Annotated in this window: 8 protein-coding genes and 1 pseudogene; 6 read left to right on the plus strand and 3 right to left on the minus strand. The window is 46.3% G+C overall.

Translation table 11 applies throughout. From position 1 onward, the window contains the following. Positions 1-216 precede the first annotated feature (216 nt). Positions 217-1,404 carry an RNA-guided endonuclease TnpB family protein gene (locus FTT63_RS13890; protein ID WP_213072722.1) on the plus strand — a complete coding sequence of 396 codons (1,188 nt, stop codon included), beginning with the start codon at positions 217-219 and terminating at the stop codon, positions 1,402-1,404. A 111-nt stretch (positions 1,405-1,515) separates the two neighbouring features. Here FTT63_RS13890 and FTT63_RS13895 read toward each other — a convergent pair. Both FTT63_RS13895 and FTT63_RS13900 read right to left on the minus strand, forming a co-directional pair. Then, positions 1,516-2,598 (minus strand): annotated as a pseudogene (locus FTT63_RS13895) (zinc-dependent alcohol dehydrogenase); the annotation flags it as partial. A 310-nt stretch (positions 2,599-2,908) separates the two neighbouring features. Continuing rightward, positions 2,909-4,846 carry an ATP-binding cassette domain-containing protein gene (locus FTT63_RS13900; RefSeq protein ID WP_127800781.1) on the minus strand — a complete coding sequence of 646 codons (1,938 nt, stop codon included), beginning with the start codon at positions 4,844-4,846 and terminating at the stop codon, positions 2,909-2,911. A 232-nt stretch (positions 4,847-5,078) separates the two neighbouring features. Between FTT63_RS13900 and FTT63_RS13905 the strand changes: the two genes are divergently transcribed. From FTT63_RS13905 to erpA, 4 genes are all read left to right on the plus strand, one after another. Next, the gene (locus tag FTT63_RS13905; protein WP_127800779.1) at positions 5,079-6,086 is read left to right on the plus strand and encodes a putative solute-binding protein; all 1,008 of its coding nucleotides are present in this window, start codon (positions 5,079-5,081) and stop codon (positions 6,084-6,086) included. A 257-nt stretch (positions 6,087-6,343) separates the two neighbouring features. Next, complete coding sequence (locus tag FTT63_RS13910) at positions 6,344-7,354, plus strand: putative solute-binding protein (RefSeq protein ID WP_075175275.1); 1,011 nt, start codon at positions 6,344-6,346, stop codon at positions 7,352-7,354. A 344-nt stretch (positions 7,355-7,698) separates the two neighbouring features. Then, positions 7,699-8,667, plus strand: coding sequence for a putative solute-binding protein (locus FTT63_RS13915; RefSeq protein ID WP_171065126.1), 969 nt, complete (start codon positions 7,699-7,701; stop codon positions 8,665-8,667). A 122-nt stretch (positions 8,668-8,789) separates the two neighbouring features. Further along, complete coding sequence (gene erpA / locus FTT63_RS13920; protein WP_005181144.1) at positions 8,790-9,125, plus strand: iron-sulfur cluster insertion protein ErpA; 336 nt, start codon at positions 8,790-8,792, stop codon at positions 9,123-9,125. A 73-nt stretch (positions 9,126-9,198) separates the two neighbouring features. On the opposite strand, the gene FTT63_RS13925 is transcribed toward erpA, so the two are convergent. After that, a complete protein-coding gene (locus tag FTT63_RS13925; protein WP_005181147.1) occupies positions 9,199-10,326 on the minus strand; it encodes an anhydro-N-acetylmuramic acid kinase in 1,128 nt (375 codons plus the stop codon). Between the two features lie 63 nt (positions 10,327-10,389). On the opposite strand from FTT63_RS13925, the gene tyrS reads away from it, so the two are divergent. Then, positions 10,390-11,622, plus strand: a complete 1,233-nt coding sequence (tyrS, locus tag FTT63_RS13930) for a tyrosine--tRNA ligase (protein ID WP_005181149.1) — start codon at positions 10,390-10,392, stop codon at positions 11,620-11,622. Positions 11,623-12,273: the final 651 nt, after the last annotated feature.

The raw sequence follows: 12,273 nt of genomic DNA on the forward strand, positions 1-12,273 counted from the left end.
CTGCCATATTGGCAGGGCTTTCGATTTTACTGAATACGTTACAATTGCTGTCAGAATATTCTATAGAAGAATTAAATGAACTTGCTGCAATTGCCATAGGTACCTAAAAGATGTGTAGATACCTATGCTTTTTAGGGGGTGGAGGAAACGGAGGATTTTTCTTAAATAAAGTAAAATGAACTTGATTTTCAAAACATTTTAATTAATAATAAAGTTATGAAAAATGATACCCAAGTAATAACTGCTAAAGTGCAGATATTCCCCAACAAGCAACAAGTTATTGAACTTAAACAAATGTTTGAGTTGTATTTGCTTGCTTGTAATTGGTTATCAAAAAAAGTTTTTCAAAATAAAATTCTCAATCAGGTTAAATTACATCACCTTGTTTACGATCAAATGCGGTCTGAATTAGGCACAAAAGCCCAATTTACTCAGTCCGTGATTAAAACTGTTGTTGCTCGATATAAGTCCCTTAAATCAAATGGGCACGATTGGTCGTTGGTAAAATTTAGTGGCAATGATTATGACCTCGTATGGAATCGTGATTACTCACTTGTAGGTAATCAGTTTTCAGTCGGTGTAAGCTCAGGGCGTATTAAGGTTAATTTCGCTAAAAAACCTTTAAGCAAATTTCAGAAAGCTAAAGTAAAGTTTGGCTCTGCAAAGATGGTTAATAAATTCGGGAAATGGTTTTTACATATCCCGTTGAGCAAGGAAGTTCCTGCTTTAACAATTGATGAAGTTTCAAATGTAGTTGGTGTTGATCTTGGTATTAATCATCTTGCGACCACTTACGATAGCAAAGGAAAAACTGACTTCTATCGAGGTGGAACAGTTAAACATAAGCGTGGTGTATTTAAAGCAATACGCAAATCATTACAGGAGAAACAAACTTCGTCTGCTAGGCATCGTCTAAAGCAGATTGGGAATAGAGAAAACCGTTATATGACTGATGTTAATCATCAGATCACAAAGGCACTCACCCAAAAGCATCCCAAAGGTACAGTATTTGTGCTTGAGGATTTGACAGGTGTAAGACAGGCAACCGAAAAGGTGCGTCTGAAAAATCGCTATGTCAGTGTGTCGTGGGCGTTTTATCAGTTTAAGCAATTACTCTGCTATAAAGCCAAAGAAAACGGTCAGTCTGTTATTGTGATTGACCCCAAGTACACATCACAAACTTGCCCGAAATGTGGACACCGTGAAAAAGCGAATCGTGATAAGAAAAAGCATCACTTTCACTGTAAGCGTTGTGATTATCAATCAAATGATGATCGTATCGGTGCAATGAATATACATCGTAAAGGCGTTGAGTTTGTTTCTCAATCTGACCCTTCGATGGTAATAGAACAAGCTTCTATTGCTAAGGTTGAAGTCAATCAACCTGATATACCGACAGCCTAATTTTAGGTAAAAAAGGTGGGAGTAGAAATACGCTTGCACCACTTGTCAGGTATGAGCCTAGTAAACACCATGTTTGGTGTGGCAAACCTCCTCATTCATGGGGAGGTCATTGATACGGTGGGTAATAATCACTTCGGGGGACAGGTCGCCATTTTCAATCCGTTCCAGTAATTCGGGCAGGTAACGATGCTCATGGGTCTGGCCCATCTTGAAGGTCAGGCCTTTATCAAAGGCATCACCGAACAGGAAACCGTGAATTGGACCGGCATAGACGCCCGGCACACTGACCACGTCGCCACGGCGCACTGCGGCAATACACTGGCGCAGGGCAAAGCCGCTGGAGCCTTCCAGTTTCAGGTTGGTCATCACGGTTTCAATCATGCTGCCTTTGGCTTCAAAACCAATTGCATCAATGACCGCATCGACACCCCGATGGCTGGGAGTATTGTCAATAATAAACTCGGCCGCATCCATTTCATCAAAATTGACTGGAATCGCGCCATAGGTTTCATGGGCAAACTGCAGCCGGTAATGGTGATGATCGACCATAAAAATCTGTTCAGCGCCGAGCATCCGCGCACAGGCCGCTGACAGTAATCCGACCGGGCCGGCACCATAAATCGCCACACTGGAGCCTTTGCCAATTTGTGCATTGGTCACCGCCTGCCATGCGGTTGGCAGAATATCGGTCAGGAATAGCACTTTTTCATCTGGCAGTGAACCGGGAACTTTAAAAGGACCGATATTGCCTTTGGGGATTCGCACATAATCGGCCTGTCCACCCGGCACGCCGCCATAAAGATGACTGTAGCCAAACAGCGCTGCACCCGGTGGAATCTGTTTTTTATTCAGAATGGCGCCGCGGCCCGTATTGGTATTTTCACAGGAGGCAGTCAGCTCATGTTCACAGAAAAAGCAGTGACCGCAGGCAATTACAAAGGGAATAATCACCCGGTCGCCTTTTTTTACTGCCGTGACCTCGGGGCCGACTTCTTCGACCACGCCCATAAATTCATGGCCAAAAATATCGCCGTGTTCTGTGGCCGGAATTTTACCGCGATATAAATGCAGATCTGAGCCACAAATGGCAGTGGCGGTGACGCGAAGGATGACATCATCCGGTTCCTGAATAATTGGGTCAGGCACCGATTCAACTCTTACATCTCGGGTTCCATGATAGGTTAAGGCACGCATAGAATTTCCTCTCTTGGCTAGCAGAAGGCCAGACCCGCGCATTGAGCCGGCCACATTTCTTCATGATGAGATGCGCGGCTGTAAATTTATGTATAAAAAAACCGGCCAAGCTGTGTGCAAGAGGGCTTTATATTGCAGTTCAGTAAGTGCAATCAGAGCTAAAACGGAGAGGAAAACAGCTATTGGTGAGCATCCTCCTTGATCTTTTTAAAGAAAACAGACGGGCTAAAAAGAGTAGTGATCATAAAGTGGAAATAAAAAAGATAGCCACTGGGGCTATCTTGAGGGGAAGGTTTCGGAAGAAACGGGATTAACTGTTCTGGAATGATTGTTCCAGGGTTTCCAGTTCCATCATCAGTTCCAGCATGGTTTCTTCGGCCTGTTCCAGCGTGGCTTTTAAGCTGGTCTGTTCATTCATCAGCTTGAGCAGATCTTCTTTACGCGAAGCTTCATACAGGCTGCTGTCAGCCAGCTGTTCTTCAATACTGGCCAGACGGGGCTGGATTTTTTCAATCTGGCTTTCACATTGTTCAATTTTTTTCCGCAGCGGACGGGTTTCTTCACGGCGCTGCGCCGCCAGTTTGCGCTGTGCTTCTTTATCAACTTTGGCCGGTGCGGCAGTCTTGTTAGTACTTGCGCTGGCCTGTGCCAATGCGGTTTGGGCATTGATCTGCTGCTGACGGGCCTCACGTAACCATTTGGCATAATCCTGCAAATCACCGGAAAATTCAGTACAGCGTCCGGCATGCACCAACAGCAGGTCATCACAGACACTGGCGATTAGCTGACGTTCGTGCGATACCAGTACCACTGCGCCTTCAAAGTCCTGTAAGGCCATGCTCAGGGCATGACGCATGTCTAAATCCAGATGGTTGGTCGGTTCATCCAGAATCAGTACATTCGGGCGCTGCCAGACAATCAGGGCCAAGGCCAGACGGGCGCGTTCACCGCCGGAGAAGCTTTCGCACGGCGTATCCATACGTTCGCCGCTAAAACCAAAACTGCCGAGGAACGAACGTAGGGTGGCTTCACTGATCTGTTTGTCGGCCAGACGTGACAATTGCAGCATCGGGCTGGCTTGTGCATCCAGTGCATCCATCTGATGCTGGGCAAAGTAACCAATATTCAGCAGTTCAGAGGCTTTGCGCTGGCCATTTAAAAGCGCTAAATCACCAACCAGTGATTTAATTAGAGTAGATTTACCGGCGCCGTTCATGCCCAGCAGGCCAATACGCGAGCTTGGGGTAATCTGCAGACTGATTTTGCTGGCAATACTTTTGCCCGGATAGCCAATTTCTGCCTGATCCAGAGTCAGTAAGGGTGAACTCATTTTGGTGGGTTCACGGAAACTGAAGGTAAACGGGGTATCGACATGCGCCGGTGCCAGCAACTGCATTTTTTCCAGCTGTTTAATCCGGCTTTGCGCCTGACGCGCCTTGGTGGCTTTGGCTTTAAAACGGTCAATAAATTTTTGCAGATGTGCGCGGGCTTCAACCTGCTTTTCAAAGGCCTGTTGCTGCTGGGCCAGACGTTCGCTGCGGGTCACTTCAAAGGTCGAGTAATTGCCGGTATATAAGGTCAGTTCCTGATTTTCAATATGCAGGATATGATCGGTCACTGCATCGAGAAAATCGCGGTCATGTGAAATCAGGATTAAAGTGCCTTCATAGGCATTGAGCCAGTCTTCAAGCCATAAAATGGCATCCAGATCCAAGTGGTTGGTTGGCTCATCCAGAAGTAGTAAGTCGGAGCGGCTCATCAGGGTGCGTGCCAGATTTAAACGCATGCGCCATCCACCGGAGAAACTGGAGACATCCAGACGTAGCTGATGTTCCATAAAACCGAGACCGGCCATTAACTGGGCGGCTTTAGATGGGGCAGAATAGCCATGAATTTCATCAAAACGGCCATGTAATTGTGCCAGTTCGCTGTTACTGAGCTGTTCAGGTTGTGCCAGCTGTTTCTGAATCTGCCAGTATTCTTCATCGCCCGATAACACAAAATCCAGCGCCGGCATATCTAGGGCTTTGACTTCCTGGGCCATGTGCGCAACGGTCCAGCCCGATGGACGGGTCAGGCTGCCTTCATCTGCCCCCAGTTCTCCCAATAAGGCGGCAAATAAGGTCGATTTGCCGGCGCCATTGACTCCGGTGAGGCCAACTTTCCAACCCGGATGGATCTGCATGGACGCTTTTTGAAATAAGACACGACCACCACGGCGTAAAGAGACTTGGTCAAATTGAATCATTGGACTCACTAAACTCAGGAACAGAATGCGCCTATTCTAAAGGATGCGCTCTGGAAAACAAAAAGCTGGCGCAGTTTATTTCAGGTGCTACAGCAACACATCGAAAAAAATAATGAAAAAGCGGGCGCCGTGTCATCTATCGGAAAGCGGCTATGCAGGGTTTTTTTATAAAACCAAGCCCGATATATTAAAATTTCTGATAAAAAACAAAAACAAATGTACGGTGACAAAAATGAAAAACGGAGTTTTGTTGTTGTCGACACTGGCCTTGTGTGGCGTCAGTGGCCTGGCTCAGGCCAATCCGCAGGTCTGTGTTTTTGATCTGTTGGGACGGGCCGGAGAATCCTATAAATTGCTGGAAGAATGGGCCTTGGCCAGCAAGCGCTGGGGCAGCAATGTCAGTCTGAAAGCCTATCAGGATGAAGCCCAGGTCGAGCGTGATTTTAAGGCGGGCAAGTGTGATGGTGCCTATATGACCTCAATGCGGGCGCGGCAATACAATAAATTTGCCGGTTCGATTGATGCACTGGGCGGTGTGCCAAGTAATAGCATTGCCCAGAAAGCCATTAGTTATGTGCTGGACCGGCGCAATAACCGCCGTCTGGTGACCCTGATTGGCCAGGAAACCTTTGAAGTGGCTGGCATCGGCCAGATTGGCTCGGCCTATATTTTTGTTAAAGATCGGGCCATGAACTCGGTTGAGCACATTAAAAACCGGAAATTTGCGATTCTGCATTATGATCCGGCACAAAAAATGATGGTGGAGCGGGTCGGTGGTATTGCAGTCGATTCCGATATTTCCAATTTTGTACGCAAGTTTAATCAGGGCGAGGTTGATATTGTGGCCGCACCGGCTTATGCCTTTAAACCGCTGGAAATTGAAAAAGGTTTTGGCACACGCGGTGCCATGATTGATTTTCCGGTGGTCAATGTCACGGCGGACCTGATTATCCGGCCAGAAAAATTCGCAGATGGTTTTGCAGTGCAGTCCCGGCGCTGGTTTGTCCAGCAGATTCCGAAAAACTTTGCCATGGTGAAACGTCTGGAAGCGGAAATTCCAAATAAATACCGCACCCGACTCAGCAAGGAGGATCAGGACAAATACCAGAAACTGCTACGTGATGGCCGCATCGAACTGACTGAAAAAGGCATTTATGATGGCTCGATGATGCGGGTCCTGAAACGGGCACGATGCACGGTAGAACGCACCAATTTTGAATGTTCACTCGGCGGTGAATAGAGAAAATGGTTATAAGTTTGTAAAAAAGTGGCCACGATGTGTAAATTTTCGCCGCTCTGCCTGAAATTTTTAAGCCATTGAAAATACTGTTGATCTCTGCAATTTGTGGGTTTGAGATCAGCAGCAGCATAAATTGAATTGGTCACGATTTAAAAATATTTGGAGTAAAAGCTCTATTTTTTTAAAAACAAGTTGCTTAATATTCAGCAAGTGTATGGACACTCTTGATGAAAGACGATTCTGTAAGGACAAATACAATGAAAAAAACAATTCTCGCGCTTTCTGCACTGGCTACTTTGGGTATGGCCAGCAATGCTCAGGCAGCCAAGGTCGATGTATGTATCTTCGATTTACTCGGCAAATCTGGTGAATCTTATCAAATGGCCCAGGAATGGGCGCTGGCCGCGAAAGGCTGGGGCGCAGACATCAACCTGATTCCCCGTCAGGATGAAGCCGTGGCCGATAATGACTTTAAAGCCGGCAAATGTGATGCGGTTTTCCTGACTGCGATGCGTGCCCGTCAGTACAATAAATTTGCCGGTTCAATTGATGCACTGGGCGGTGTGCCCAGCAATGCCATTGCCCAACGTGCGATTACTTTTGCCCTGGACAAACGTAATGCCGGCAAAATGGTCACCAATCTGGGGGGGAAAAAATATGAAGTGGCGGGAATTGCACCTTTAGGTTCGGCCTTTATTTTTGTCCGTGACAAGAATATTGATTCGATTGAAAAAGCTGCCGGCAAGAAATTTGCGGTACTGGGCTATGACGATGCACAAAAAATTATGGTGCAACGTGTCGGTGCTCAGGCGGTAATCTCCGATGTCTCTAACTTTGTGGCGAAATTTAATAATGGCCAGGTCGATATGGTTGGTGCGCCAGCCTATGCTTATAAGCCGCTGGAAATCTATAAAGGCTTGGGAACCAAAGGCGCCATGTTTAATTTCCCTGTACTGCATGTCACGGCTGATTTAGTAATTAGTCCGGAGAAATTCCCGGCTGGTTTTGGCCAGAAATCGCGTGACTGGTTCTCGAAAAACCTGCCAAAAAGTTTGGGCATGATTAAACGTCTGGAAGCAGGTATTCCGGCCAAATACAAAATGAACCTGAGCGCGGAAGAGAAAACCAAATACCAGAAGCTGTTACGTGAGGGGCGGATGGATATGACCAAACGCGGTATTTATGATGCGTCGATGATGAGCGTACTCAAACGTGCCCGCTGTTCTGTCGATAAAGCCAACTTCGAGTGTTCACTGGGCGGTGAATAAGCTTCATTTTGAAGGAAAAACAACCCGGCATCTGTGCCGGGTTGTTGCATCTGGAACCTTGTCACTTGGGCCATTGCAGTTCAGGTCAAATCACGTAAGCTAATCAAAAATAATAGTTTCATCTTTGCCCAAGCCTAAAAAATAGAGATGAGTTGTTTCATCCAAGGCATACAGACAGGAGGAGCAGGAGAGGGTGATCTCCAAAGGTAAAAAGAACAAGGATGGATAGGCAAAAACAGCTTTTTAAAATATTAAACACTTCAGTACAACTGAAAACAACAAGAACAGCGATAAAGGAAAGATCAATGAAATATTATGCTCAAGGCATCGCACTGGCTGCAGTGATGGGACTCGGTGCGACTGCAGCACAGGCCAAGCAGACAGTGTGTGTCTTTGATTTGGTGGGAAAAAGTGGCGATGTGTATGCGCTGATGCTGGACTATCAGCTGGCGGCCAAAGCCTGGGGCGCAGATATTGAACTGCGCGTCGGGCAGAATGAAGCGGTAATTGCCGAAGATTTTAAAGCCGGTAAATGTGACGGGATTAGTGTCACCGGTATGCGCGGGCGTCAATTTAACAGCTTTACCGGTTCTCTGGATGCGATTGGTGCAATTCCCGATTTAAATCTGGCGGTCAAAGTCATGCAGGGGCTGGCCAGTCCGAAATTTTCCCGCTTCATGACTCAGGGCCAGTATGAAGTGGCTGGCGTGGTGCCTGTTGGTGATGCCTTTTTAATGGTCAATGACCGCAGTATTAATACCGTGGCCAAAGCTGCCGGTAAAAAAATTGCGGTCCTGGATTATGACCAGGCACAAAAAATTATGGTGCAGCAGATTGGCGCGCAGGCAGTCAGTTCAGATGTCACCAACTTCGGCAGTAAATTCAATAACGGTCAGGTCGATATTATTGGTGCGCCGGCCGCCGTGTTTAAGCCACTGGAGCTGCATAAGGGCTTGGGCAGTAAAGGCGCGATTGTGAATTATCCGATTTTACAGGTGACTGGCAATATTATTATTCGCCCGAACAAGTTCCCGGCCGGTTTTGGCCAGAAATCACGGGAATGGGTCAAAGGTCAATTACCGCGTGCCTTTAACATCTTGGGTAAAATGAAAGCCGATATTCCGCAAAAATACTGGATGAATATTCCGGCAGCCGACAAACCGGGCTATCAGAAGATGATGCGTGAGGCGCGGATTGACCTGACCAAACGTGGCATTTATGACAAACGCATGATGAAGCTGCTGTGGCAATTCCGCTGTAAGCAGGACCCGAAAAACTTCGAATGCGGCCTGCAGGATGAGAATTACAAATAATCCTGATAAAATTAGTCTGAATTGACTTTGAATTGAACATGACTGACCATATATTGGGTATGTTATACTTGATATGTGGTCTTTTCTGTTAAAAGACATTTGAATCGAACGAGGAATCCGACATGAATGCCCAAGCCCTTGTGCTGACTGACAATGCTGCGAACAAAGTACGCCAATTGCGTGACAGTGAAGGCAACCAAGATTTAATGTTACGCGTTTATGTGACCGGTGGTGGTTGTTCGGGCTTCTCTTACGGCTTTAACTTTGCTGAAAGCATGAATGAAGATGATGCTGAATTCGTGAATGGTGACGTAAAAATGCTGGTCGATTCACTTAGCTATCAATATTTGGTCGGTTCAGTGGTGGACTATTTAGAAGGTCTGGAAGGTTCACGTTTTGTGGTTCAAAATCCGAATGCCACGACTACGTGTGGCTGTGGTTCTTCTTTCTCGATTTAAGCAGAATTTTAAAATGCTCAGCCCTCTATTTTGAGGGCTTTTTTAATATCTTTTTTAATACAAAGAGATTGGCCTAGACTGCGGTCAATGTTCCTAAAATCCGGTAGCCTTTGGCCCCAGTCACAGCCGGGAAATTGCCACTTTGCTGGTTCAGAAAACGCATCGCCAACCAGGCAAAAGCAGTGGCTTCCACCCAGGTCGGGTTAATACCTAAATCCGCCGTGGTCTGTACACTCCACTCATGTTTGCGTAAGCGCCAGCGCAGCTGTTCCAGTAAATAGGAATTATAGGCACCGCCCCCACAAACATAGACTTCACCGGTGTCCATGCCCGAGCGGTAAATGGCTTTTTTAATCGCGCGGGTGGTCAGTTTTAACAAGGTGGCCTGTACATTTTCCGGGGTATCTTCCAGTTCCTGATAGGCCAGGTCATTGCGCCAGTCGGCAATCTGCTCATCCAGCCATTCCAGGTTGAAATCTTCACGGCCGGTACTTTTTGGCGGCTCTTTGGAAAAATATTCATGTGCCTGCAGACGGTCCAGCAGGCTGCGAATTGGCTGTCCATAAGCCGCCCAGTTGCCGTTTTCATCATAAGGCTGGCCGGTGTAGCGTTCACACCAGGCATCCATCAGGATATTGGCCGGGCCGGTATCAAAACCATAGACTTTTTCCGGCTGTCCGGCAGGCAACATGCTGACATTGGCAATCCCGCCCAAATTCAGAATCACCCGGTGGATGCTGTCATGCTGGAACACATCCTGATGAAAAGCTGGTACCAATGGGGCGCCTTGTCCACCAGCAGCCATATCACGCCGGCGGAAATCCGAGACCACCGGCAGCTGGGTTATTTCGGTAATAATATTCGGGTCACCAATTTGCAGGGTAAAGCCATGTTCAGGGCGATGGCGGATGGTCTGGCCATGTGAACCAATGGCACGAATCTGGCTGCGATCAAGCTGGTGTTCTTCAATCAGGCGGTTAATGCCATGTCCGATCATTTGCGCCAGCGCGACATCGGCCTTGCCCATCCGGTCAATTTCATTGTCATCCGGCAGGGTCAGGGCCATCAGTTCATCGCGTAAATCGGGATCGAAGCTCAGGGTCAGGGTGGCATGAAGCTGTAAAGGATCAAAAGAAGCAGCAACAATATCGACACCATCCATACTTGTGCCGGTCATTACCCCAATATAGATCGCTGTCATGGTTATTCTTAAGCCTGCAATGTGCTGAAAAAGTGTTAGTATATCGCACAAATTGAATAACTGATGTGTTTGGGTTTTGTGATGTCAAATTTCTTGCCAGCTGAAGAACAACTTGCCCTCATCCAACGAGGTACGCATGAAATTATTTCTGAAGAAGATCTTCTAAAGAAATTAAAAGAGAACCGTCCTTTAAAAATTAAAGCGGGCTTTGACCCGACTGCACCTGACCTGCATTTGGGTCATACGGTTTTAATTAACAAGCTGAAAGTGTTCCAGGATTTGGGGCACGAGGTCTTCTTCCTGATTGGTGACTATACTGCCATGATTGGTGACCCGACCGGTAAGAGCGCGACCCGTCCGCCGTTGTCACGCGAGCAGGTACTGGAAAATGCCAAAACCTATCAGGAACAGGTGTTCAAGATTCTCGATCCAAACAAAACCAAAGTGGTGTTTAACTCGGAATGGTTTGCCAGCAAAACTGCGGCCGATTTAATTCAACTGGCCTCACAGCAAACCGTGGCGCGTATGCTGGAGCGTGATGACTTCACCAAGCGTTATAACAACCAGCAACCAATTGCGATTCACGAATTCCTGTATCCGCTGGTACAAGGCTATGACTCGGTGGCTTTAGAAGCTGACGTAGAGTTGGGTGGCACCGACCAGACCTTTAACCTGCTAATGGGCCGTACCTTACAGGGCCGTTATAACCAGGAAGCACAGGTGTGTATTACCGTGCCAATTCTGGAAGGTTTAGATGGCGTCAACAAGATGTCGAAATCATTGGGCAACTATATTGGTGTATTTGATGCCCCAGGCGCGATGTATCAAAAAGTGCTGTCTATGCCGGACTCACTGATTGAGCGTTATTTTGACCTGCTCAGCTTCAAGTCTGTGGCAGAAATCCAGCAGTTACTGAAAGAAGTGGCGGAAGGCCGTAACCCGCAGGATGTGAAAAAGATTCTGGCGCTGGAACTGGTCGAGCGTTTCCACGGTGCGGAAGCTGCAGCCAATGCGCATAAAGGTGCCGGTAACCTGATTACCGAAGGTGAATTGCCAGAAGGTACACCAGAAGTGACCATTTCACGTGGCGAATATGGCGGTGAGATTTTCATTGCCTCTATTTTACGTGCGGCAGGTTTAACCAAGAACGCGGCACAGGCTAAAGATGCAGTCGGTCGTGGTGCAGTGAAAGTTGATTGGCAACCAGTCGATGCCTCATTCTCGGTGAAAGAAAACGTAACTTTGATTGTACAGGCCAGTAAAAAGGCCATTGCCAAAGTCACCTTTACCGACTAAAAACGCAGTTAAGTAATTGAATTAAAAAGCAGGCTTCGGTCTGCTTTTTTTATGATATTGCTTATAAGATATTTAAATATTTAAATTTAAAAAAAACCTTATAAAAACAAGAATTAAATTTTTCCGATTGTCTTGATTTTGTCATATTTTATGTTTAAGATTTATCCGTCTAAATATGTGGTGTCTACATATCTAGAGGGTAAATTGCTATTTGATGACGTTTCATCCCCAAGAAGCGCGGAAATAGCCGAAAATAATAATGACAATAACATATGGATCCGTAAAAGATTCAACTCCGAGGGAGAGATTTTGGGAGAGATCTCTTTCTTTTTTTTATCCAAAATTTAGCCTTTGACCTGAAAAAAGCGGTTTTTTGAGCAGCTGGAGCGGTGTCTGCCCATGGTTGCCCGCTGCAAAAATCCGGCGTATAAATAAATCCGGATCATCATTTCCATATAAAAAATAAACTCGAGCCAGAGGGAGTGATTTATAGCAAATAATTATATTGACAAATATAGTCAAACATATACAATTTAGGTATTAAATTTTAAAAAAACTTGCAATGAAATACTTGACTGAAAGCTTAAAGAAAGTAGAGCAAGACCTTGCTTATTTTGTATCCCCTGAAAATAAAGATGGGTTTATTAAGGA

The sequence above is a fragment of the Acinetobacter sp. C15 genome (assembly GCF_013420645.1).
GTDB lineage: Bacteria > Pseudomonadota > Gammaproteobacteria > Pseudomonadales > Moraxellaceae > Acinetobacter > Acinetobacter indicus.

Bases quoted from the DNA above. Each gene is read 5' to 3' on its own strand.
- FTT63_RS13890 (WP_213072722.1), top strand. From the start codon at position 217: ATGAAAAATGATACCCAAGTAATAACTGCTAAAGTGCAGATATTCCCC.
- FTT63_RS13900 (WP_127800781.1), bottom strand. From the start codon at position 4,846: ATGATTCAATTTGACCAAGTCTCTTTACGCCGTGGTGGTCGTGTCTTA.
- FTT63_RS13905 (WP_127800779.1), top strand. From the start codon at position 5,079: ATGAAAAACGGAGTTTTGTTGTTGTCGACACTGGCCTTGTGTGGCGTC.
- FTT63_RS13910 (WP_075175275.1), top strand. From the start codon at position 6,344: ATGAAAAAAACAATTCTCGCGCTTTCTGCACTGGCTACTTTGGGTATG.
- FTT63_RS13915 (WP_171065126.1), top strand. From the start codon at position 7,699: ATGGGACTCGGTGCGACTGCAGCACAGGCCAAGCAGACAGTGTGTGTC.
- erpA (WP_005181144.1), top strand. From the start codon at position 8,790: ATGAATGCCCAAGCCCTTGTGCTGACTGACAATGCTGCGAACAAAGTA.
- FTT63_RS13925 (WP_005181147.1), bottom strand. From the start codon at position 10,326: ATGACAGCGATCTATATTGGGGTAATGACCGGCACAAGTATGGATGGT.
- tyrS (WP_005181149.1), top strand. From the start codon at position 10,390: ATGTGTTTGGGTTTTGTGATGTCAAATTTCTTGCCAGCTGAAGAACAA.